This window comes from Accumulibacter sp. (assembly GCF_023806565.1).
Lineage (GTDB): Bacteria > Pseudomonadota > Gammaproteobacteria > Burkholderiales > Rhodocyclaceae > Accumulibacter.
Genome location: NZ_JAMTDV010000049.1, coordinates 1 through 23,866 on the forward strand (window position 1 = coordinate 1; position 23,866 = coordinate 23,866).

Genomic DNA, 23,866 nt, shown 5'->3' on the forward strand with positions numbered 1-23,866 from the left:
CGCGCGGTGACTGCGTCCTGGCGATGTACCACGATCAGGGCTTGACAGCGCTCAAATACGCGAGCTTTGGCCACGGCATCAACGTTACTCTTGGCCTGCCGATCATCCGCACTTCGGTCGATCACGGCACCGCGCTTGCACTGGCGGGGGCCGGGAAAGCCGATCCGGGCAGCCTGTTCGCGGCCGTCGAGCAGGCGATCGAAATGGCGAAAAGAGCCGGCGCGCGCGGCTGATTGCATGCCGTCCCACGTTGCACGCAAGCGCTTCGGCCAGAACTTTCTGGTCGATCGGCAGGTGGTTGCGCGGATCGTCGATCTCCTTGCACTGCACACGGACGACCGGGTGGTCGAGATCGGTCCGGGACTCGGCGCCTTGACCGGCCCACTCGTGCGGCTGCTGGACCACTTGCACGTGGTCGAGATCGATCGCGAGCTCATCGCCCGCTTGCTGCGCGAATTTCCGTCCGACAGGCTGACGGTGCACGCCGGCGACGCGCTGGCATTCGACTTTGCGCGCCTGGCGGTTGATTGCCGCGGCGGCCTGCGCATTGTCGGGAACCTCCCCTACAACATTTCGACGCCACTCCTCTTCCACCTCGCCGGCTTTGCCGACTGTGTGCGCGACATGCACTTCATGCTGCAAAGGGAGGTCGTCGAACGCATGGTGGCGGAACCGGGAAGTGCCGCGTTCGGACGCCTGTCGGTGATGCTGCAGTACCGATTCGTCATGGAGCGTCTGCTGGACGTGCAGCCCACTGCGTTCCGTCCCGAGCCCAGGGTACATTCGGCAGTCGTTCGCCTGCTTCCACGTGCCGCGGCAGATCTGTCGGCGCATGACGCCGTGCGGTTCGCCGGGCTGGTTGCGGCAGCCTTTGCGCAACGGCGCAAGATGCTGCGCAACAGCCTCGGCGGTCTGTTTGATGAGACCCGCTTGGCGGAACTGGGGATTGCTCCGACCAGCCGTGCCGAAAATTTGTCGGTGCACGACTACGTTCGTCTGGCGAATAGTCTGCAGTGACAATCGCTGTCCCCGACGGATCGCGCTAGCACGCCAGTTCTGCGATCACCGGTGCGTGGTCGGATGGCCGCTCGAGTTTGCGGACTTCGCGGTGGATCGAGGCGGCACTGCAGCGGGCAGCCAGGGGTTCGGAGAGCAGGATGTGGTCGATTCGCAGCCCGCGGTTTTTCTGGAAGCCGAGCATCCGGTAGTCCCACCAGGAGAAACTTTTCTCCGGCTGGTCGAAGAGGCGAAAGCTGTCTTTCAGGCCAAGATCCAGCAGGCGCCGGAACGCCGCTCGCTCGGGGTCCGAGCACAGAATCTGTCCGGCCCAGGCATCCGGGTCATGGACGTCCCGGTCATCGGGGGCGATGTTGAAATCGCCGGCCAGGACCAGCCGTGGCGTGGCGGCGAGCCGTTCGGCAAGCCACCGGGCGAGTGCATCGAGCCAGGCCAGCTTGTAGGCGTACTTGTCGCTGCCGACGGCCTGGCCGTTCGGGACGTAGGCGCTGACCACGCAGATCCCCTGGACCGTCGCGGTCAACAGCCGCTTTTGCTCGTCCGGGAAGAGAGGATTGCCGAAAACGATATCGGACGGCGCCTCGCGTGTCAGCAGGGCAACACCGTTGTACGTCTTCTGTCCGGAACAGGCAAAATGATAACCGGCCGCCGCGATCGCCTCGCGCGGGAAGTCCTGATCCGGCAGCTTGGTTTCCTGCAAACAGACGACATCGGGTTGCCGCGCAGCGAGCCAGTTCAGCAGTTGCGGCAGGCGGATCTTGAGTGAATTGACGTTCCAGGTGGCGAGTTTCATTCTTGGCACGGGTCGGGTTGAGAAAAGGGCGTTGCGCCGGGCGCCGCGAGCGGTGCATTCGACGTCTTCGGCCTGCCGGCAAGATCATAGCAGCCCCGACAAATCGGGCAAGATGGGCACCAGCCTCCCCAGGCGCCTGGCCAGGTGCCATTGCGCCGGCGGTGTCGTCGGCGCCGCCGGATACGAGGGATCCGCAAGCCCGGTAAGCGTGTACCCAAGGCACCTGGAGCGTGCGGACGGCAGCCGCGGCGCGGAATTGCCAACAGCTGCGGTCGTCAGGCAAATTGCCACTTAAATAAATATGCTATCTTACGAGCCGGTATCGTCTGCTGGCAGGCTAAAGAAATGTTTCGGAATGTGCGTTATTTCTCTTGTCCGAGCCGGTGCAGCACGTATGCTTCGTCTGTCGGCAGCGTCTGACGAAGACCAACAGCCAAGAGGAGTGTTAGGGAATCGCTGCGAGCCACGGATCTCGCTTGTCTCTCCGAACGCGCGGAGTCGCCGCATGGCTTTCGAGGAAGGCGGGTTTTCTTCCCTCTCTGCGGGCACAAGAATCGGCGAGGGGCGAAGTGGCAAGGGAGGCGATTGGGGCGAGTGGGACGAGCGTCGGTCGCGGCGGCGTAGTTTGTGTGTCGCCCGGGCAATTCCACTATACTGTCGCGCGTTTTGCGCCAACCGTCCGTGCGACGTCTGTGCAATTTGCGGTAAACCGTTGCCAAGCTGGCGATTGATAAGGAGAGCATCATGGTTACACGCCTGCATGATCTGATTGGCGTTTCGTTGCGTTGGCTTTTGCTGGGCATGTCGGCTGTGTTGCTTCCCGGTTGCGCCTCGTATCCGCCGGCACCGACGGTGGCCGCATCGGCAGACTATCGCTATCTCATCGGGCCGGGCGACAACGTAAACATCATCGTCTGGCGAAACCCGGAGCTTTCGATGACCGTTCCGGTACGTCCGGACGGGATGATCGCCGGCCCATTGATCGAGGACATGCCGGCCATGGGCAAGACGCCGACGGGCTTGGCCAGGGACATGGAAAAGGCCTTGGGAACCTTCATCCGGGATCCGGTGGTTACCGTGGTGGTGACGAACTTCGTGGGTAACCAGAGCGAGCAGATTCGCGTCGTCGGCGAGGCGTCAAAGCCGCAGGCGCTGCCGTATCGGCAAAACATGACGCTACTTGATGTAATGATCGCCGTGGGTGGCCTGACCGACTTCGCCGACGGCAACGGGGCATCGGTCGTGCGTATTCTCCCCGAGGGTGGCAGGCAGCAGTACAGCGTTCGTCTGAATGACCTGATCCGACGTGGCGACGTTTCGGCCAACGTCGACATGAAACCCGGCGACGTGCTGATCATTCCGCAGAGCTGGTTCTGACGGCTCTGCTCAAACCTGGCATGCCTCGCCGCGCGACGCGGCCGGCCAATCCTGAACCGCTATTGATAGAGTCTGAATCCGATGGATGAACTGCTTCGACAAGCGACAACGGCCCTGCGCGGAATGTGGCGGCGTCGCTGGCTGGGGATCGTCGTCGCCTGGGTGGTTGGTGCCGCCAGTGTGGCCGCGGTGCTCGCGATTCCCGACAAATACGAGGCGTCGGCGCGCATTTTCGTCGACACCCAATCGATTCTCCGGCCGCTGATGTCCGGCCTCGTCACGCAGCCGAACGTCGATCAGCAGGTCATGATGCTTAGCCGCACGCTGATTACCAGACCGAATGTGGAGAAGTTGATCCGGATGGCCGATCTGGATCTCAAGATCAAGTCCAAGGCCGAGCGTGACACCTTGGCGGAGGACCTGATGTCGGCGCTGAAAATCAACAATACCTCGCGCGACAACATTTATACGATTACCTATCGGGATACCCAGCCGGAGCAGGCCAAACGCGTCGTACAGTCGCTGGTGTCGATCTTCGTCGAGTCGAATCTCGGCGATGCGCGCAAGGATACGGAGTCCGCCCGCAAGTTCCTCGACAAGGAGATCTCCGGCTACGAGAAGAAGCTCGAAGAGGCGGAGGCGCGGCTCAAGGAATTCAAGCTGCGCAACCTGGCAATCCAGAGTGCCGATGGCAAGGATCATTTCGCCAAAATGGCTGCCGCTGGCGCAGCTCTCGAGCAGAGCCGACTCGAGCTGCGCGAGGCCGAGCAGTCGCGCGATACGCTCAAGCGCCAGATCGTCGGCGAAGACCCACCATCGCTGGTTCCGGACGGTGGCCCGGAGTCGATCGCGGGCATTTCCGTTCCCGAGATCGACGCGCGCATCGACGCCCAGCAGCGCAATCTCGATACCATGCTGCAGCGCTATACCGAGAAGCATCCGGACGTCATCAGCGCACGCCGCCTGATCAAGGATCTGGAGGAGCAGAAGCGGCAGGAGCTGGCGGCACGTCGCAAGACGGCGCTGACCAACCCCGCTTCGTCGGTAAATACCAACCCGGTGCACCAGCAGTTGAGAATCAATCTCTCGGAAACCGAAGCCACCGTCGCCGCCCTGCGCACTCGCGTGGCGGAGTATCAGGCGCGCTACGACCGCTTGAAGTCGGAGGTGTCGCTGATGCCGCAGGTCGAGGCAGAGTTTGCGCAACTCAACCGCGACTACGAGATCAACAAGAAGAACTACGAACAACTGGTGCAGCGGCGTGAGTCGGCCAGTATGGGCAGCGAGATGGACAACACCGCCGGTGTGGACTTCCGCCTGATTGATCCGCCGCGTACGTCGCCCAAGCCGGTGGCCCCGAACCGCGCCCTGTTCCTGCCGCTGACGCTGCTGCTCGCATTGGCGGCAGGAGTTGCTGCCACCTTTGCGGCCAGCCAGTTGCGCCCGGTGTTCTTCGACTCGCGTTCCTTGCGTGAAGCCTTTGGTTTGCCCCTTCTCGGAACGGTGTCGCTGCTTGCCGATGACGAGACGAAACGCCAGGAGCGGAAGGATCTGCTGCGCTTTGCCGCTGCCTGTCTTTCCCTGATCGGTGCCTATGGCGCGGGGCTGTTGGCTTTGTTTCTTCTTTCCGTCCGTAATGCCTGAGGAAAACCGATGAGCCTCATTGAACAAGCGGCAAAGCGTCTGGAACAGCTGCGCAAGGCTGGTGTCGAGATACCCCAAGCAAACGTCGAAAGCGAGCCGCCGCCGTCCGTTCAAGCGGCCGCTGCAACGGCCACGGCACCCGCGACGAGCGCGGCACGCCCACCGGCCGTTCCCGATCCGACCGAGGCTGCAGTCTCGCGTCGAGTCGAGATCGACCTGAACGCACTCGCGACCACTGGTCTGATCAGCCCCGACGCGCCACGCACCCAGCTTGCCGATCAGTTTCGCGTGATCAAGCGCCCGCTGATCTCCAACGCCATGGGCAAGGGTGCTTCGCCGATCAAGCGTGGCAACCTGATCATGGTTACCAGCGCAATATCTGGTGAAGGCAAGAGCTTTACGGCGATCAACCTCGCGATGAGCATTGCCATGGAACTGGACAATACGGTGATGCTCGTGGACGCGGACGTGCCCAAACCTTCGCTGCTCAAGATGCTCGGTTTGCCGGCAGCGCGTGGCCTGCTCGACGTGCTCACCGATCCTTCGGTCGACTTCTCGCAAGTGCTTCTGCGGACCAATGTGGATAAGTTGAGCATCCTGCCGAGCGGCACGCAGCACCCGCGCGCGACCGAACTTCTGGCCAGCGAGGCAATGGTCGCTTTGCTCGACGAAATGGCGAGTCGTTACCCGGACCGGATCATCATCTTTGATTCGCCGCCGCTGCTCATGACCACCGAATCGCGGGCGCTGGCCGGTCACATGGGTCAGGTGGTCGTCGTCGTCCGCGCCGAGAGCACCGTCCGCAGTGACGTCAAGCATGCCTTGGCGGCCATCGAATCCTGTCCGGTCAAACTGATGCTGCTCAATCAGGCGCGGGCAGCCGTGCAGGACGGTTACGGTTACGGCTATGGTTATGGTTACGGCTATGGCTACGGCTACGGTTCAGACAGTGCCTGAAGGGATGCGCTGCCCACCCGGCGCGGAAGGTGCGAGCCCCGTTTCGGTGTCCGATCGACCGGCTGCCGGGCACAGCCGGTATCGGCAGGCTTCGGCGTCATTGCTCGGTTTGTCGATGTTCTTCACCGCGGCCCCCGTGTGCGCAGACAACTGGCGGATCACGCCGAGCATTGCGTTGACCGAAACCTGGACCGACAACGTCTTTCTGACTGCCAGGAACACGAAAAGTGACCTGGTGACTGGCATTACGCCCGGCATTGCGATCGACGGCAAGGGGCACCGCGCCAGTCTCCGTCTGAACTATACGTTTACCGAACAGCTCTACTCACCGAACTACGCGAATATCGAGCGACTGACCGGGCAGACTTCGGCATCCAACAACCACCAGAACGCCTTGAACGCGGTGGGCAAGCTCGAGGCGATCGAGAACTGGATGTTCATCGACGCCACTGGAACCATCTCGCAGCAGTATCTGTCGGCGTTCGGCGCGGTGTCGCCGAGCACTGCCAACGTCAACAGAAACCAGACGGAAACGTCGAACTACTCGATCTCGCCCTACATCAAGGGCACGCTCTTGTCTTCGACCGAATACCTTGTGCGCTATCGGGCGGCGATCACCAACACGACCGCTTCCGGGGTACAGTCCAACCAGGGTGATCTGACGTCGAGCGAGTGGACGGGCCGGCTCAATGGCACCACACGCTGGGGAGCGCTGGGTTGGGCACTCGATGCAAGCAGCCTGCGAAACAACTACACGGTAGGCCGGGACTACGAGGATTCCAAGTATCAGGCCAGCTTGTCGTACCGCTTCGAACCGCAATTTCGAGTATCTGCCTTTGCCGGGCAGGAGTCGAACAACTATGTCAGCCTGCAGAACGAGACGCATGCCATCTACGGTGGCACCGTCATGTGGACCCCCGACCCGCGGACCGAAATCTCGGCCAGCGATGGCAAACGCTTCTTCGGCAATGGATACGACGTCACTGTCCGTCACCAAATGGCGCGTGCGCTGTTTACCTACACGGCCAGCAGGAACGTCGTGTTCCAGCCGTATGGGGTGGGGAATACCGGGCAGGGAATCAACTACGATGCCTTTTACGCGATTATCGCGGCAAACAATCCCGGAGCCTCGCCGGATGCGATCCGTTCGCAGGTGTTGCAGGTCCTGCAAGGCAGAGGGGTCGCGGCCGATGCCACGGTAGTCAACGGCTACCTGACCAATCGCCCGAATCTGCAGCAAATGCAGCAGTTTTCCTTTGCCTTGCTCGGGGTGCGCAATACCCTGACCCTGAATGCGAACGAGACCAAGCAACAGCCGCTCGGGGTGGTTAACGGCGTGACCAATGATTATTCGCTGGCCAACCAGACCACGCAACGCGGATTCGGCATCGCCTGGGGGCATAAGTTGACGGGCTTGTCGTCGCTCTCGTTGTCGCTGAACCAGATGCGTAGCATCAGCCAGAGCGTCGGGCAGCTGGATACCAAGACGCAAGGCGCCTATCTGCTGTTCACGACAAGCCTCTCGCCGAAGGCGCAGGCCAACATCGGCGCGCGACGGGTGGTCTCTGATGGCGGGGCGATTTCCAGTCCGGGGCTCGGATCCAGCTATACCGAAAATGCGCTGACCGGTGCGCTTTCCTACAGTTTCTGAATCTGAACGGTTTTCATGTACGAGTCCTTTTACGGCTTGACCAGCAAGCCTTTTCAATTGAACCCGGACCCGTCGTTCTATTTTGCCAGCAAGCAGCATCGCCGGGCCATGGCCTACCTCGAATATGGTCTGAATCAGAATGAGGGTTTCATCGTCGTCACCGGAGAAGTCGGTGCCGGCAAGACGACAATCGTGCGTGGCCTGCTCAACGAACTGGACGCCGACAAGGTGGTGGCGGCGCAACTGGTCACCACGCAACTCGACGCCGAGGACATTCTGCGCATGGTCGCTGCCGCATTTGGCGTCGGCATCAGGAATGTGAGCAAGTCAGAGCTGCTGCTTGCCCTCGAAGCCTTTCTCGTCGATGTCACCCGCCAGGGGAAGCGTTGCCTGCTCATTGTTGACGAGGCCCAGAACCTGACGCCGCGCGCGGTCGAGGAACTGCGCATGCTGTCGAATTTCCAGTTCGGCACCCAGGCTCTGCTGCAGAGTTTCCTGATCGGGCAACCGGAGTTTCGCAAGATCATGCAAAGCCCGCAGATGCAGCAATTGCGTCAACGCGTGATCGCCGCTTGCCACATCGGCCCGATGGATCAGGAGGAAACGCAGGCGTATATAGAGCACCGCCTGAAATGCGCCGGCTCGAAAGGCTCGCCATGCTTTGCTGCCGGGGCTTTCGAGGCGATTTTCGAAGCCAGCGGCGGTGTGCCCAGACGGATCAACGCGCACTGCGATCGTTTGCTCCTGTCGGGCTTCCTGAGCAACAGGAGCGAGTTCACACGGGCCGATGTCGAGGAAGTCGCCAGGGAGATCAGGGCGGAAACCCAGTCGGGCGCGCTGTTGCCGACAAACGCGGCGATTGACGGCGCGTCGGCGGGAGCGCAACAGCCGCTTACCGACAGTGCAATTCTGGATATCGATCTGTCGCGGCTGGGCATCGACGCCAGCACTGCCGAACAGGCGACCCGAGTCATTTCCGACCTGAAGAACGGACAAACGGAGCAGCGCCTGATCCGCATCGAACGCAGCATGTTCCGTCTGGAACGCAACAATGCGGCGCTTCTCTCGCTGTTGCAGCAACTGGTTGATGCGGTCCGGGCAAAACATTGAGGAAAAAGAACTTTGCATAACGAGCAGTGGCCTACCAGCCTGGGTCCGATAATCTGCGTCGTCGGCGCACGGCCGAATTTCATGAAGATGGCGCCGATCCTGCGCGCCTTTCGCAGTCACCGGCCGCCGCTGCCGACCCTGCTGCTGCACACCGGGCAGCACTACGATCAGGACATGAATGACCGTCTGTTCGTCGATCTGCGGCTGCCGCACCCCGACGTCAACCTGGAAGTCGGTTCGGCTACGCACGCGGTGCAGACCGCCGAAGTGATGCGGCGCTTCGAGCCCGTGCTCGACGCGCACAAACCGTCCTGCGTACTGGTCGTCGGCGATGTCAATTCGACTCTGGCCTGCAGCCTGGTTTGTGCCAAGAGAGGGGTGCCCGTGGTGCATGTGGAGGCCGGTCTGCGGAGCTACGACCGCGCCATGCCGGAGGAAATCAATCGCGTCCTGACCGATCAGATTGCCGACCGCCTGTACACCACCGAGCGCAGTGCACATGCCAATCTCGCGCGCGAAGGCATTGCCGATGAGCGCATCCGTTTCGTTGGCAACGTCATGATCGACTCATTGCTGGCGAATCGCGAGCTGGCTCGTCCTGCTGCAAAGACCCTGCAGCTTGCCGGCTTTGATCCGGCGATCGTCGACCAGGCGCAGGGCTACGGAGTCGTCACGCTGCATCGTCCTTCGAATGTCGATCAGAAGGAAAGCCTGCAGCCGCTGCTGACCGTCCTGCGGGAGGTCTCCGAGCGGCTGCCGCTGGTCTTTGCCCTGCATCCGCGCACCCGCGCCAATGTCATGCGTTTCGGCCTCGGCGAATTGCTGGACAGCGAGCGCGTCGTCCTGCTGCCGCCGCAAGGTTATCTGGAAATGCTTGGCCTGTTGATGGGCGCGAAGCTGGTGCTCTCCGACTCGGGTGGCCTGCAGGAGGAAACCACGGCACTGGGTGTGCCGTGCCTGACGATGCGCGAGAACACCGAACGTCCGATCACGGTCGAGCAGGGTACCAATACGCTCGTCGGTGCGAATTCCGATGCGATCCGCCGGGGTGTCGATGAAATTCTGTCCGGTGCGGGCAAGAGTGGTCGCGTCCCGGAGTTCTGGGACGGTCGGGCAGCAGAGCGGATCGCCGCCGATCTATGCCAGTGGCTGATTACCCGGCATGCCCGGCAGCACAGCTAGAACCGCCGAGTGCAGCGAGATGTCAGGCCGGCCGATCACCAACGCGTTGACCATCGACGTGGAAGACTACTTCCAGGTTTCGGCGCTTGCTCCTTACATCCCTCGCGACCAGTGGGACCAGCGCGAGTGTCGGATCGAAAGAAACATCGAGCAGATTCTGCTGATGCTCGATCAGGAACAGATCAAGGCGACTTTTTTCACACTGGGCTGGATCGCCGAGCGCTATCCTTTGCTTATCCGCCGCATCGTTGATGGCGGTCACGAGTTGGCAAGCCACGGCTACGGTCACCAGCGCGCCAGCGATCTCAACGAAGCCGATTTCTCCGCGGACGTTGTCTTGGCCAAGAAGCTGCTGGAAGATCTCTCCGGTCACGAAGTTAAGGGTTATCGCGCACCGAGTTTTTCGATCGGCCACGGCAATTTGTGGGCCTTCGACTGCCTGGAACGCGCTGGTTATCGCTACAGTTCCAGTATCTACCCGATTCGCCATGATCACTATGGGATGCCCGATGCGCCGCGTTTTGCGCATCAGGTGCGCGTCGGTCTCCTCGAATTGCCAGTGACGACGGCGCGCGTGTTCGAGCGGAACTGGCCGGCGAGCGGCGGTGGCTACTTCCGCCTCCTGCCCTATGCCTGTTCGCGCTGGTTGTTGCGCAAAGTCAATGAGCTCGATCGGCAGCCGGTGATCTTTTACTTCCATCCCTGGGAAATCGATGCTGGCCAGCCACGGATTGCCGGGATCGATGCCAAGACGCGCTTTCGTCACTATGTCAATCTTCACCGTACCGAGGAAAAGCTCAGGCGACTGATCGGTGATTTCAAATGGGGGCGGGTCGACGAAGTGTTTCTCGCCACCCCGCTTGCCGGGACAGGGGCAAAGCAATGAATGGCAGTACCATCGAGAGCGTTGCCCGGTCTGCCTCGCCGGCCGCACCGATTTGCGTCAAACGCTTGAGTCCTGATGACCTGCCCGCCGCAGGACGCTGGGACGCTTTCGTGGAGCGGTGCCCAGAGGCGACCTTTTTCCATCGCGCCGCCTGGCAGCGCATCCTGTCCGAGGTTTTCGGTCATCGCACGCATTTTCTCTTTGCCGAACGCGCCGGTGTGTTCGAGGGTGTATTGCCGCTGGCGCAGGTGAAGAGCCTGCTCTTTGGCAACTCGCTAGTCTCCTTGCCTTTTGCCGTGTACGGCGGTATCGCTGCCAGCGATGCCGCCGCAGCTGCCGCTCTGGAACGGGAAGCACAGGCGCTCGCCAGACAACTCGGCGTTGCCCATCTGGAATTCAGGAACATTTGCCCAAGACATCCGGAGTGGCCCCGGCAGGATCTTTACGTCCGCTTCCGCAAGGAAATCGCACCCGACGTCGAAGCCAACCTGCTGGCGATTCCACGCAAACAGCGCGCAATGGTGCGCAAGGGAATCAAGAACGGCCTGCGCAGCGAAATCGATCAAGACGCCGGTCGCTTTTTTGCCTTATATGCCGACAACGTTCATCGTCATGGTACCCCGGCGATGCCCAAACGCTACTTCGACGCGCTGCACGAAGTGTTCGCCGAAGATTGCGAGGTGTTGACCGTCGTCGATGCTGGCGGGCGTCCTCTGAGCAGCGTGCTGAGTTTCTATTTCCGTGACGAAGTGCTGCCCTATTACGCCGGTGACAAGCCAGCGGCCCGCGATTTGGCAGCGAACGATTTCAAGTACTGGGAACTGATGCGGCGCTCCTGCGAGCGTGGCTTGCACGTCTTCGACTATGGGCGAAGCAAGCAGGGCACCGGCTCGTATTCGTTCAAGAAGAACTGGGGTTTCGAACCGCAGCCGCTGGCGTACGAGTACTGTCTGTATCGCCGTGACTCGATCCCGCAGAACAACCCTGCCAATGCCAAGTACCGGCTCCTCATCGACACTTGGCGGCGGATGCCGATCGGTCTAGCCAATTGGCTTGGTCCGTTCATTGTGCGCAACCTCGGGTGAGCGGAACGGCGACTAACCGTGTTTCTGGCGATGAGCGGAAAGCAATGACAGCGAATCTCTCCATTACGTCTGCCGCAAGCAAAAACAGGAATTCGGCCGTACCCGGCCCGACTTTTCCGGCGGCACACCCCGGATGGCGGGCTGCCCTTCCCGCGCTGATCCTGACGCTGCTCGCGATCTTCGTGCTGTATCGTGAAACGGCTCTGGGAATGGCAAGCATCTGGGCGCGCAGCGATACGTATGCGCACGGCTTCGTGGTGCCGCCGATCACCATTTGGCTGATCTGGCGAATGCGTGAGCGAATCGCGCTGCTGGCGCCGCGGCACAACTATCCGGCGCTGGTCCTGCTGGCGGTTGCCGGCTTCGCCTGGTTGCTGGGTGAAATGGCGACGGCCAACGTGGTTCCTCAGTTTGCGCTGATTTTCACGCTGGTTTTTGCCGTCGTTGCGGTGCTTGGCCGAAGTGTCGCGCGCAGCATGGCCTTTCCACTGCTGTTTCTTTTTTTCGCCGTGCCCTTCGGCGATTTCACCCAGCCGAAGCTGATGGAATGGACAGCAAAGTTTACGGTGCTTGGTTTGCGACTTTCGGGCATACCGGTATTCAGCGAAGGACAGAACCTCGTCATACCCTCTGGGAACTGGTCGGTGGTCGAGGCATGCAGCGGGGTTCGCTATCTCATCGCTTCGCTCACCGTCGGCACATTGTTTGCGTATCTCACTTATCACTCTCTGCGGCGACGACTGATTTTTGTCGGCATTTCGATTCTGGTCCCAATCCTCGCCAATTGGGGGCGTGCCTACATGATCGTGATGCTCGGTCATCTGTCGGGCAACAGGCTGGCGGTCGGAGTCGACCACTTGATCTACGGCTGGTTGTTCTTCGGCGTGGTGATCATGGCCATGTTCTGGATCGGTGCGCGTTGGCGCGAGGATGCTCCGCCTGCGGTCCAGACGGAATTGCTGCAGCAGCCGGGCGACAGCAGACCGGATTCGGCGGTGTGGTTGGCCGCCGTGGCTGCCGTTCTGGTGGCGTCCATCTGGCCACTCGCTCAATGGCGCGTCGACCATGACGTTGCTCCGCCGGTGAAGCAACTCGCGCCGTTGGCTCCGATCCCCGGTTGGCAGTCTGAGCCGGCTGGCTCGATCGACTGGCGACCAAGGTTCGAGAACTACGCAGCGAGCACGCAAGTCACCTTCGAAAAGGACCGGCAGAGCGCAGGGCTGTTCCTTGCGTACTACCGTAACCAGGATCAGCAGCACAAGATGGTCAGCTCGACGAACGTCCTGGTGACGAACAGCGATCCGGTCTGGGCGCCGGTCACGCACGGCACGCGCGAGATTGCGTTCCTCCAGGAGGCGTTCACGGTTCGTACGGCCGAGCTGCGTGCAATCACTGGCGAGCGCTTGCTGGTCTGGCAGTGGTACTGGGTCAACGGGCGTTGGACTGCCAATGACATCATCGTCAAGGCTTACACGGTGTGGTCGCGTCTGCTCGGCGACGGTGATGATTCGGCCGTCGTGATTATCTACACGCTGTTGAACCGTCCTGGCGAAGCTGAGGCACTTCTCGAAAATGTTTCCCGCGCCGCAGTACCGGCGATCGAGGCGGTTCTGCGGCAGACGCGCGACGCTCGGTGAGGGTAGGAACCAACCTTGGCTCAAGACTGCGCCACTCTGATCGCATGACGGTGGGAGGGGCGTGCGACTTCAGCCCGACTGCTTGCGATCCGGAAGCGTTCAACGTTCGGGCGCGCGCGCGGACCATGGGTACCACACGTGCTTTTGGGTTACCAGTCGGGATTTCCGGTTGGCAGTCGACAATGATGCGCAAGGCAGTCCGACGGGGTAGCACTACCACCGAGAAGCGGTAGGGCGGCGTATGTCCTTCGAAACCGTGGTTTATTGACGTCAGCTATTGGAAAAGGTGTCGAGAGCGGCGATGAGCAACCGGCGAGCAATCGTGGTATTTACGGGCGACCTGGCTTTTGCCGTGCGCAAAGGAGTCGTCGAGATCGATCGTGCGATCGATGATCTCTCGTGGCTGATTGTAGTCCATGCGCCGAATAAGACCCCTCGCCAGCTGTTGCGCAATCAGTGGCGAAATCTTCGTCGCAACGGCTGGCGCTGGATTCCTTATCAGCTGGGTGACATGTGGCGTCGCTTCTTTTCCAGGGCTGCCACTCCAGGGGATTCCAGTGGGCCGGGAGCCGAATTCTCCACATCGGCGTTTGCCGCACGAGCAAACGTTCATATTCTCGAGGTCCCTGACATCCATGCCAGCGAGACGATCGATGCTGTAAGAGCGTTTGCACCTTATGTCGGGCTTTCGCTTTCTGCCCCGATTCTCCGGCGACAGCTTTTCGCCATTCCGACAGTGGGAACGCTGAATCTGCACAAAGGCAAGGTTCCGGATTACCGTGGCATGCCCCCAGCGTTCTGGGAGTTATGGAATGACGAGCAGTCCGTTGGTTGTACCGTGCACTGGGTTGACGAGAAACTCGACACCGGCGCGGTGGCGGCACAGACAGAGGTAAAGCGCGAGAGGTTTTCGACGTTGCGCGGACTGCAGCTGGAGCTTGACGAGGTGGGGGTCGAATTGATGCGCGATGTTGTCTGCGAAGTCGTGGGGGGAGGGCTACCCACTGCGCCGCAGCGCGCCGGCGGCAGGACGTTTCGCAAGCCCACCCTGGCGCAGGTGGCGGCCTTGCGCCGGAAGCTTGCGGGTGTACAGCCCAGCGGCCCTTCCTACCCCATGCAGCTGGCCAGGGCAGTAGTCCATCGGGGCGCTCACTGGGCCTGGCGCGCTCTAGGATGGAAGTTGATGCAGCCCAGGATTTCCGTGCTGGTCTATCATCGGGTTAGCGACAGCGTACGCGACAATCTTACGGTTGGCATCGAGCAGTTCGATCGGCAAATGGCACTGCTGCGCAAGCACTGCAACGTGCTTTCGATCGAGAACGTCCTGGATGGGAAGAGCATTCCACGATCCAGAAGGCCCGCGGTCTGTGTCACTTTCGACGATGGCTACCTGGACAACTATGTTCACGCCGTGCCGAGCCTTTTGCGCCACCAAATTCCGGCCGCATTCTTCGTGTCGACCGGAATCGTCAGCACCGACGATCAGCGTTTTCCCCATGACGTTCAGCGCGGCAACCCGTTCATCCCCGTAATGCAGTGGGATCATTTGAGAAAAATGAAGGCAGAGGGCTTCACCATTGGCTCGCACACAGTCACCCACATAGACTGTGCCTCCGAACCGACTGCAGTGGTCTGGGACCAGCTCGTACGGTCACAGGCCGATCTGCGTCGGGAGTTGGCTCTTCAGACCTGCATATTTGCCTATCCTTACGGCGGACGTCAGCACATGACCCCGGATCGTCTCGACCTCGTCAAGCAGGCTGGCTATTCAGGCTGTCTTGCTGCCTATGGCGGCGTGAACATTGGCACGGTTGATCGTTTTGATGTGCGTCGCGGAGGGATTTCCTGGGCGTTTACCGATCACGCGTTCTTGTTTACATGTCTGGGGATCCTATGACGCAGGAGACCAGGCCTCTGATTCTGCATGTAATACACCATTTCGTCACAGGCGGGCTGGAGAATGGATTGGTCAATCTGATCAATAACCTGCCTGAATCACGCTTTCGGCACACAGTGGCCTGTGTCGAGGATTTCTCGGATTTTCGACTTCGATTGACCCGCCCCGACACCCAGGTCATCGCCTTACATCGCTCACAGACGGGCATCTGGTCGCTCAGGCGAACCCTGTATCGCCTCTGTCGCCAGTTGCGGCCAGCGATTGTCCATTCGCGTGGCATGTCAGGGCTCGATGCCCTGTTGCCGGCCAGACTCGCCGGTGTTGGAGCCTGCATTCACGGGGAGCACGGTTGGGATGTCAGCGACCTTGATGGGAGAAAACTCAGACCCATCATGCTGCGTCGTTTGCACTCACCACTCGTGGACCGTTACATTGCGGTCTCCAGCGACCTGAAGAACTATCTTGTCCAGCGCGTGGGAATCGCCGAAGCGCGCATCACGAAAATCATCAATGGCGTCGATACGGTGCGGTTCTCTCGAAAATCGGCGTGTTCGCGGAGCCTGCTTCCGCCGGGATTTGCTGATGCGGATTCATTCGTCATTGGTACTGTCGGCCGCTTGCAACCGGTCAAGGATCAGGCGACGCTTGTGCGGGCATTTGCCAGTCTGGTAAATGGTGACGGCGAGGCGGCCTCGCGAGCAAGGCTGGTGATCACTGGTGATGGTCCGCAAAGGGCCTCCTTGGTTGCACTTGCGGATACCCTGGGAATTGCGAGGCTTACGTGGTTTCCGGGCAATCTCGACAATATTCCCGAACTCTTGCACTCCTTCGATGTGTTTGTCCTGCCTTCTCTGGCCGAGGGTATCTCGAATACACTCCTTGAAGCCATGGCCAGCGGTCTTCCGCTTGTTGCGACAGCAGTTGGGGGAAACGTCGATCTTGTGTCAGATCGGGTCAATGGACGTTTGTTTGCGTCGGGTGATGTCGATGCGCTGGCCCGATTGCTGAGTCAATATCTTGTGGATCGATCCATGCTCCGCGCCCATGGAGCTTCGGCGCGAGAAATGGCTGTGCAGGATTTTAGCCTGCAAAAGATGTTGGCGAGTTACCAGGCGGTGTACGAGGATTTCTGTGATCGAGGCCGGATGGTTGCCTAGACAGGCAGCCGTGTCTGGTATCGAACGGGATAATGCGCCGGGACCAATGACACCGGTTCGTAGTGGCGACGAGAGGACAGACAGAAACTATGTGTGGGATTACCGGAATTTTCGATACCCAAGGCAGGCGTGATGTCGATCGTGCCGTGCTCACGCGGATGAACGAGGCACAACACCATCGCGGCCCGGACGAGGGTGGCCTGCACGTCGAGCCGGGGATTGGCCTCGGTCACCGCAGACTCTCGATCATCGATCTCTCGACCGGCCAGCAGCCACTCTACAACGAGGACCAGAGCGTTTGCGTGGTGTTCAATGGCGAGATCTACAACTATCAGGAATTGATTCCCGAACTCGCGGCTCTCGGACACGTGTTCCATACGCGTAGCGACACCGAAGTCATCGTGCACGCATGGGAAGCCTGGGGTGAAGATTGCGTTCGTCGTTTTCGCGGCATGTTCGCGTTCGCCCTGTGGGATCGCAATGCGCAAACCCTGTTTCTGGCGCGTGACCGACTCGCCGTCAAACCGCTCTACTACGCGCTGCTGCCCGACGGCACCTTCCTTTTCGGGTCCGAACTGAAGTCGCTGCTGGCGCACGGCGGCCTGTCGCGCGAGATGGACCCGCTGGCGGTCGAGGAATATTTCGCGCTCGGTTACGTCGCCGAGCCGAGGACCATTTTTCAAGAGGCACGAAAGTTGCCGCCGGCGCACACGCTGACCTTGCGTCGCGGGTGGCCGATGGCCGATCCCAGGGAGTATTGGGACGTGCGCTTCACCCTCGAGCAGCGTTGCTCGCTCGAAGAGGCTTGCGAACAGCTCGCTGCCAAGCTCGCCGAATCGATTCGCCTGCGGATGATCGCCGAAGTGCCACTCGGTGCCTTCCTTTCCGGCGGGGTCGATTCGAGTGCGGTGGTGGCGCTGATGGCCGGGCTGTCGAACGATCCCGTCAATACCTGTTCGATTGCTTTCGAAGATCCGGCGTTCAACGAGGCCGCATTTGCGCAAACGGTCGCCGATCGTTACCACACCAATCACCACTGCGACCTGGTCGGGAGCGACGACTTCGATCTGGTCGACACGCTGGCCAGACTGTATGACGAACCCTACGCCGACAGCTCGGCAATTCCCACCTATCGCGTCTGTCAGCTGGCGAGAAAGCATGTGACCGTCGCGCTTTCCGGCGATGGTGGCGACGAGACTTTCGGCGGCTATCGTCGCTACCGTCAGCACCTGATGGAGGAGCGTCTGCGGGGGACGATCCCGCATGGCGTACGTCGTCCGCTGTTTGGTCTGCTCGGTCGGGTCTACCCGAAAGCCGACTGGGCACCCAGGATATTCCGCGCCAAGACGACCTTCGAAGGCATGGCGCGAACCTCGGTGGAGGGATATTTTCACGCCATGTCGATTCTCCGTGGTCCGATACGTACGCAGTTTTTCACCGATCGCTTCCGCAGGGAGACCGGTGGTTATACGGCCGAGGAGGTCTTTCGCCGGCACGCTGCGCGGGCGGGTACGGACGACCCTCTGGCATTGATCCAGTACCTGGACCTCAAGACTTATCTGGTTGGCGACATCAACACCAAGGTCGACCGCGCGAGCATGGCGCACTCGCTCGAGGTACGGGAGCCGCTGATGGATCATGAGCTGATCGAATGGATGGCGACCTTGCCCTCGTCGCTGAAGGTTCGTGGCCGGGAAGGCAAGTTTCTTCTGAAGAAGGTGATGCAGGCCCGCCTGCCGCAAGACATCCTGTACCGCCCGAAAATGGGATTCGCGGTGCCGCTCGCCCGCTGGTTTCGCGGCCCGCTCCGTGAACGCGTCCGCCAAACCGTTCTTGGCTCGCGCCTGGCGGCGACCGGCTGGTTCAATGCCGCCTATCTCCGGCACCTCGTCGATGCACATCAATCGGGAGCCCGCGACTACAGCGCGCTGCTGTGGACGGTGTTGATGTTCGAGGCGTTTCTGAGCAACATCCTGGGCGACTCTCGGGAGCGATTCGACGCTCCCGGAGTTACGGAGATAACCACGTGAGCATACGCATATTGCATGTTCTTGACCATTCACTCCCGCTTCACAGCGGCTATACTTTCCGCACTTTGGCTCTTCTTCGCGAACAGCGCGCCATGGGTTGGCAGACGATCCAGTTAACCACTCCGAAGCACGGTTCCGGCGGCCCGCTGGAAGAGCGTGTGGACGGCTGGGATTTCCATCGCACTCCAGGCGGCAAGGGTTCTGGCCTCCTCAGTCAGATGCGCCTGACTGCTACCCGACTGATGCAGGTCATCGCAGCAACGCGGCCGGACGTGATCCATGCGCATTCCCCGGTACTCAATGTCTTGCCTAGTCTTTGGGTTGGACGGCGGTCAAATTTACCGGTCGTCTACGAGGTACGAGCTTTTTGGGAGGATGCAGCGGTTGATCACGGTACGACGGTAGAAGGCAGTCTGCGCTACCGCGCGTCACGTCTGCTGGAAAGTCTGGCGCTTGGCCGTGTAGACCAGGTGACAACCATTTGCGAGGGGCTGCGCCGCGACATTGCCGCTCGCGGCATTCCAGCGGAACGGATTACCGTGATCCCCAATGCTGTGGACGTCGGCCTGTTTCGCTTCGGCGGCGAGCCGGATGCCGATTTGCGCCGTTCGCTTGGGCTCGAAGGGGCGACCGTGATCGGCTTTGCGGGGTCTTTCTACGGTTACGAGGGACTCAGTCTGTTGATCGAGGCGGCTCGCCAGATGTTGCCTCGATATCCCTGGCTACGCGTACTGCTGGTCGGGGGCGGCGCGCAGGAGGCCCAGCTCCGCGCACAAACGGCGGCGGCTGGCTTGGACAGACAGGTGATCTTTACCGGCCGTGTGCCGCACAGCGAAGTGCAACGCTACTACGAGCTGATCGACGTGCTGGTTTATCCGCGGCTGCCAATCCGGCTGACCGAACTGGTGACACCGCTCAAGCCACTGGAGGCCATGGCGCAGGGACGCATGCTGGTCGCCTCCGACGTTGGTGGGCACCGCGAGTTGATTCGGCATGGTGAGACAGGCTTCCTGTTTCGGGCCGGCGATGTCTCCGCTCTGGCGGCGGCGATCGACGATGTGCTGGCCAAGCGAGAATCTTGGCCACAGATTTGCCTGCAGGCAAGGCGCTTTGTCGAGCGCGAGCGCACTTGGGCAGGTAGCGCGGCACAATATCGTAAGGTGTACCGTCAGGCGTTGGCCAGTTACGGCCGTAACCCGGATTTTTGATCTCGGAGCATCATGAATTTCCGGGATTTCTCGTATTGTTCCTGCTCTATTCATTTTCCCTGGTAAGCGGTACGAGGGCCACGGACAGCGGCGTCTGAGAGAGTCGTTGCAGCAGCCAAGCCGGATGTAGGTGATATCCTCGTATTGTATTGCACAGAATGCAAGAATCGGACCTTTTGCCAAAAAATGCCGGTCTGGGGAAAGTTGCTGTGGTAGGATGACTCGTTTTCATTGATTTAATTGAGGACTCTTGCTTCTAATTCTTGCGGAGAGGTCAAATATGGATTGGGATCCGGTAACACATTACCAGGAAGTGGCTATTGCGGAACGCTATGACAGGGAGAGGTTCAGTTCGATTAGCGGCAGGGTTTTTAATTCCCTTGAAAAAAGTGTCATCAGGGCGGCCTTTCGTGATGTGCCGAAGACTGCCAGGATTCTGGATCTTCCGTGTGGCACAGGTCGCCTGGCTTCTGCGCTTCTTGAGAGCGGATTTTCGGTCGAGGGTGTGGATATATCGGCGGCCATGCTGGATGTCGCAAAACGCAAACTCCATTCTTTCGGCGATCGATTTACCACGCGAGTGGCTGACGTACATGAACTGGCTAAGGCTGAACCAAAGCGATACGATGCCGCCCTGTGCGCGCGTGTCTTGATGCATTTCCCGCTTGACGAGCAAATTGCATTCCTGAAGTCCGTAGCTCAACTGACGAAGGGTACTGTGGTGTTAACCCAGTCTCTTAGTTCGCCCTACCAGCGATTTCGACGCTCCGTTAAGAAACTCATCGGCAACCAGCCTCCCGCAAACTACCCGCTGACTGAAGACGATTTGGCTTCACTGCTGCGCGGCGCTGGCCTCCGAGAAGTGAGAAGGCTGCGATTGGCGGCCTTGATTTCGGAAGCCATGGTCGTCATTACGGAGCATGCGTGACGGAGGATCAGGCGGTGCCAAGACCAAGACATCCGAGAGACGTCGGTGTGGCATGTTGGCATCATTTCCGGCGTGGCGGAACTGGACGGTCGGGGACGTCGATCATGGCGAGGGGGTCGTCAAGCGGCTCTGTCGGGTGACGAACTGGTCGAATCACGACCGGGCCCTGCTCTGTCAGGGCAAGCTGACGATCTGCTTCGAGGATGCGAGCGTCCTGGGGCCGTGGGCACTGTCGTCGCCCGAGCGATGCAGCAAACCGGTGCCCCTCTGCCTGGGACGAGAGAAAAATCCTGCCCGGGCTGCTCGATCCAATCGCGGGTGGGTATCTCGCAGGTCTCGGCCGATGGCGCCTACGACAACCCCGGCTGCCACGTGGCGATTGCCGAACGGGACGCCGGGGCCACCATCTCGCCCCGCGACGGAGCGGTTTCGTCGGGAAACCATTGCCCCGGCGACACCATCCTCCAGGAAATCGAGACCAGGCGACTTGCCGAACAGTTTCGAGAATTCGCGTTTGCGTTCTATTGGCATCGGATTTGTGGTCGTAGAAGATGAAGGAAATGTTTTTGATGATCAGTCGAAGGCACTATTGGCGCACCAACGCTTGTCTGAGAATCGTCAAGTTGTAAAGGTTTTCTACAAAATCCTGTGGGACGTATGAATGGACAGATTTTCCTGCGAGCGACTTCAGGATGCCTTGGCTGCCGGGGGCGTGGCGAGGCAAGTCGTTGTTCATCGACAGGTCGCCTCAAGAGATAATTCCGCCGTGTTTCTCGGCACGGCTGCCGGCGGTTCGGCCGATCGTTTGGCGATCAAGTGCTGTTATCTGCCCGGTACCAATCTGCCCGATGAAAAAACGGCAGAAATGCAGTATCTTGCGCTGGCTTCCGTGCACTCGGCTCTGGCGTCGGTGCCGACGTGCTTTCGTGTTCCGGTACCCGAATTCTTCGAACGAAAGTTGGCGGCATATGCCATGTCCTGGATAGATGGCCAGTCCATGACCGAACTGATGCGGAGTTGCTCCTCGCGAACCCGGCTATTGCACTCTATCGAGCGGATCGGCGGGTGGCTGGGAAGTTTTCACGCTGCTGGACCAATTCGCCACGGACTGGCAAGACTCTCCGACCAAGCGAGTGAGCTGGATGCGATGCACAAGGCCCCGGTCGACAACCGATACTTTCTTGAGGGCGTATTGTTGCTCCGCTCCGAGAATTTCGGCACTGCCTCGGGCATGACAAGCCTGAGCTGGCTGCACGGCGATTGTAAGACTGACAACTTCCTCCTGACAGATTCGGATGTGGTTGTCGGGATAGATGTGGCAATTGCTTATGAGAATGCAGTGGAGATGGATCTCGCGATGTTTCTCAATGATTTGGCGTTGCGCCTGTGGACGCCAGCTTTCGCGCGGTTGGCCTGGGCGGAAGCGGGCCTGCGGAATGCTTTCTTGAAAGGATACAGCGTCACGGGACCGCCTTTCGATCCGGCACTACTGCAAAGGCTGCGCCTCTGGTCCGCGCTTGGTCTCTGGTATAACTATGTTATGGTACAGAAGCTGGGAATGGTCAGACGGTGGTACTTGAACAGATGTTTCTCAGGACTTGTGCGCCGATTACTCAAGGCAGAATCCATCAGTGACCGGGGCAGATAGGCGGACAGGTGCCTGTGGAACCGTGTCCCGGTTGTTTCCGTCAGCGGTACGATTGTTTGCGGTGTGGTGCTGGCAATCAATGGAGCCCTGGCGCACAAGGCTTGCACGGCAAAGCGAAGCCGCTTCGATTGGGGGCAGAAGGAAGCGGCGACAGGTCGAAGAAGGGATCGGTGAAAGTGGATCCGGGCGATCTGCGTATGGAGAAGCGGCTGGTGAAAGTGCGGGACAAACTGTCGTCGAGGCAGACGCGGAGCTTCCGGGATGCCATCAATCCTGACGCCCACGTGTGGCATTGGCTCTGCAAGATTGATTGCCCGGCATTTGCCAGTGTGGCGTGATTGACCCGAGCGTTGGCCGGTTCTTGCTTTGCATTGTGGTTGGAGGGATGGTATGAGCAATGTTCTGTATCTGGTACACCGCTTGCCTTACCCACCGAACAAGGGTGATAAGGTTCGCTCCTATCATTTGCTCAAGCATTTGGCCAGCAGGCACCGGGTATTTCTCGGAACGTTCATCGATGACCCGGAGGATGAACGTCATGTCGATGCTTTGCCTCCGTACTGTGCCGATATGCACGTTGCCCGGATCAATCCACGTGTTGCCAAACTTCTAAGCGTACGCGCGCTCGCCAGCAACAGCGCACTCACCATTCCGTACTATAGCAGTGTGGGCTTGCAGGATTGGGTCGATAATACTCTGCGAGAACAGCGGGTCGATGCGGTGGTCGTTTTTTCCTCGGTGATGGCGAAGTTCGTACAGGGCGTTCCCAACTTGCGCAGGATTGTTGATTTTGTGGATGTCGACTCGGCAAAGTGGACGCAGTATGCCCCCGATCACCGTTGGCCGATGTCCTGGTTGTATCGCCGGGAGGGCAAGCGGTTGCTGGCTTTCGAACGCTCGGTGGCGCTCGAAGCCGATCATTGTTTTTTCGTGACCGATCAGGAGGCTGCTCTGTTTCGCAGTTTGGTTCCCGAGTGTTCCGAGAAGATCGAGGGTATGTGTAATGGTGTGGATGCCGATTACTTTTCTCCACAACACGATTTGCCGTCTCCATTCGATGAAGCAGAACAACCGCTGGTCTTTACGGGTGCCATGGACTATTGGCCGAACGTTGACGCGGTATGCTGGTTTGCCACAGAGATATTCCCCGTGTTGCGGCGGAAATGGCCCGGCCTGCGCTTTTACGTGGTGGGACGAAATCCTACGAAGGCGGTTCAGGATCTGGCGGGAGAGCATGTCGTGGTAACGGGGACGGTCGCCGATGTTCGCCCCTATTTGCGACACCCTGCAATCGTTGTGGCTCCTTTGCGGGTAGCGCGAGGGGTGCAAAACAAGGTTCTCGAGGCGATGGCCATGGGCTTGCCCGTGGTCGCGTCAAAACAGTGTGCAGCGGCCATCGACGCCGTACCTGGATGGGACTTCCTTACCGCAGGAGCGGTTTCGGAGTATGTCGTGGAAATTGATTCGTTGTTGTCGGAACCAAAACGGGCGGAATCGGTAGGGGCTTCCGCACGTCGGCGAATACTGGCGGTTTACAGTTGGGATGCCCATCTCTCACGCATCGATCGTTACCTCGATTCGCAAGGCGTCTCCAATTACGCTGATGAAACTCCTTGACTTGCTGTCCCCTTGACGCTCGTCGTGTATTCATGTGGAGGT

General features: G+C 60.0%; 19 protein-coding genes and 1 pseudogene. 19 read left to right on the plus strand and 1 reads right to left on the minus strand.

Going from position 1 to position 23,866, the window contains the following annotated elements; genetic code table 11:
- Positions 1-233, plus strand: a 233-nt coding sequence (locus NFV80_RS05615) for a 4-hydroxythreonine-4-phosphate dehydrogenase PdxA (protein WP_296758084.1), incomplete at its 5' end; no start/stop codon positions are given.
- Between the two features lie 4 nt (positions 234-237).
- Entirely contained in the window at positions 238-1,017 is a 780-nt protein-coding gene (rsmA, locus tag NFV80_RS05620; protein ID WP_295331494.1) for a 16S rRNA (adenine(1518)-N(6)/adenine(1519)-N(6))-dimethyltransferase RsmA, read from the plus strand.
- 25 nt (positions 1,018-1,042) lie between these two features.
- Here rsmA and xth read toward each other — a convergent pair whose 3' ends face one another.
- Positions 1,043-1,810 carry an exodeoxyribonuclease III gene (gene xth, locus NFV80_RS05625; RefSeq protein WP_295331493.1) on the minus strand — a complete coding sequence of 256 codons (768 nt, stop codon included), beginning with the start codon at positions 1,808-1,810 and terminating at the stop codon, positions 1,043-1,045.
- A 744-nt stretch (positions 1,811-2,554) separates the two neighbouring features.
- Between xth and NFV80_RS05630 the strand changes: the two genes are divergently transcribed.
- The 17 genes and pseudogenes from NFV80_RS05630 to NFV80_RS05710 all read left to right on the plus strand — a co-directional run bounded on the left by NFV80_RS05630 (position 2,555) and on the right by NFV80_RS05710 (position 23,824).
- The gene (locus NFV80_RS05630) at positions 2,555-3,187 is read left to right on the plus strand and encodes an XrtA/PEP-CTERM system exopolysaccharide export protein (RefSeq protein WP_295331492.1); all 633 of its coding nucleotides are present in this window, start codon (positions 2,555-2,557) and stop codon (positions 3,185-3,187) included.
- 81 nt (positions 3,188-3,268) lie between these two features.
- Positions 3,269-4,831: an XrtA system polysaccharide chain length determinant gene (locus NFV80_RS05635; RefSeq protein ID WP_295331491.1), complete on the plus strand. Its 1,563-nt coding sequence runs from the start codon at positions 3,269-3,271 to the stop codon at positions 4,829-4,831.
- 9 nt (positions 4,832-4,840) lie between these two features.
- The gene (locus tag NFV80_RS05640; RefSeq protein WP_295331490.1) at positions 4,841-5,788 is read left to right on the plus strand and encodes an XrtA-associated tyrosine autokinase; all 948 of its coding nucleotides are present in this window, start codon (positions 4,841-4,843) and stop codon (positions 5,786-5,788) included.
- Positions 5,789-5,903: 115 nt separating this feature from the next.
- Positions 5,904-7,439 (plus strand): TIGR03016 family PEP-CTERM system-associated outer membrane protein, encoded by a 1,536-nt coding sequence (locus tag NFV80_RS05645; RefSeq protein WP_295331513.1) that lies wholly within the window; start codon positions 5,904-5,906, stop codon positions 7,437-7,439.
- A 15-nt stretch (positions 7,440-7,454) separates the two neighbouring features.
- Positions 7,455-8,549, plus strand: coding sequence for an XrtA/PEP-CTERM system-associated ATPase (locus NFV80_RS05650; protein WP_295331489.1), 1,095 nt, complete (start codon positions 7,455-7,457; stop codon positions 8,547-8,549).
- Positions 8,550-8,561: 12 nt separating this feature from the next.
- Entirely contained in the window at positions 8,562-9,731 is a 1,170-nt protein-coding gene (wecB, locus tag NFV80_RS05655) for a UDP-N-acetylglucosamine 2-epimerase (non-hydrolyzing) (RefSeq protein WP_295331488.1), read from the plus strand.
- A gap of 19 nt (positions 9,732-9,750) precedes the next feature.
- A complete protein-coding gene (locus NFV80_RS05660) occupies positions 9,751-10,617 on the plus strand; it encodes an XrtA system polysaccharide deacetylase (protein ID WP_295331487.1) in 867 nt (288 codons plus the stop codon).
- The gene (locus NFV80_RS05665; protein WP_295331486.1) at positions 10,614-11,702 is read left to right on the plus strand and encodes a FemAB family XrtA/PEP-CTERM system-associated protein; all 1,089 of its coding nucleotides are present in this window, start codon (positions 10,614-10,616) and stop codon (positions 11,700-11,702) included. Before NFV80_RS05660 ends, NFV80_RS05665 begins: the two co-directional genes overlap by 4 nt.
- 44 nt (positions 11,703-11,746) lie before the next feature.
- The gene (gene xrtA, locus NFV80_RS05670; protein WP_295331485.1) at positions 11,747-13,339 is read left to right on the plus strand and encodes an exosortase A; all 1,593 of its coding nucleotides are present in this window, start codon (positions 11,747-11,749) and stop codon (positions 13,337-13,339) included.
- Positions 13,340-13,640: 301 nt separating this feature from the next.
- Entirely contained in the window at positions 13,641-15,236 is a 1,596-nt protein-coding gene (locus NFV80_RS05675; protein WP_295331484.1) for a polysaccharide deacetylase family protein, read from the plus strand.
- Complete coding sequence (locus NFV80_RS05680) at positions 15,233-16,393, plus strand: TIGR03088 family PEP-CTERM/XrtA system glycosyltransferase (protein ID WP_295331483.1); 1,161 nt, start codon at positions 15,233-15,235, stop codon at positions 16,391-16,393. Before NFV80_RS05675 ends, NFV80_RS05680 begins: the two co-directional genes overlap by 4 nt.
- Before the next feature lie 89 nt (positions 16,394-16,482).
- Positions 16,483-18,423, plus strand: a complete 1,941-nt coding sequence (locus tag NFV80_RS05685; RefSeq protein ID WP_295331482.1) for an XrtA/PEP-CTERM system amidotransferase — start codon at positions 16,483-16,485, stop codon at positions 18,421-18,423.
- A gap of 2 nt (positions 18,424-18,425) precedes the next feature.
- Positions 18,426-19,631, plus strand: coding sequence for a TIGR04063 family PEP-CTERM/XrtA system glycosyltransferase (locus NFV80_RS05690; protein ID WP_295331512.1), 1,206 nt, complete (start codon positions 18,426-18,428; stop codon positions 19,629-19,631).
- Positions 19,632-19,911: 280 nt separating this feature from the next.
- Positions 19,912-20,559 (plus strand): class I SAM-dependent methyltransferase, encoded by a 648-nt coding sequence (locus NFV80_RS05695; protein WP_295331481.1) that lies wholly within the window; start codon positions 19,912-19,914, stop codon positions 20,557-20,559.
- A 266-nt stretch (positions 20,560-20,825) separates the two neighbouring features.
- Positions 20,826-21,048: pseudogene (locus NFV80_RS05700) on the plus strand (IS5/IS1182 family transposase); the annotation flags it as partial.
- Between the two features lie 172 nt (positions 21,049-21,220).
- Positions 21,221-22,207 (plus strand): phosphotransferase, encoded by a 987-nt coding sequence (locus NFV80_RS05705; RefSeq protein ID WP_295331480.1) that lies wholly within the window; start codon positions 21,221-21,223, stop codon positions 22,205-22,207.
- 390 nt (positions 22,208-22,597) lie between these two features.
- Positions 22,598-23,824 carry a TIGR03087 family PEP-CTERM/XrtA system glycosyltransferase gene (locus NFV80_RS05710; protein WP_295331479.1) on the plus strand — a complete coding sequence of 409 codons (1,227 nt, stop codon included), beginning with the start codon at positions 22,598-22,600 and terminating at the stop codon, positions 23,822-23,824.
- The last annotated feature ends 42 nt before the right edge of the window (positions 23,825-23,866 follow it).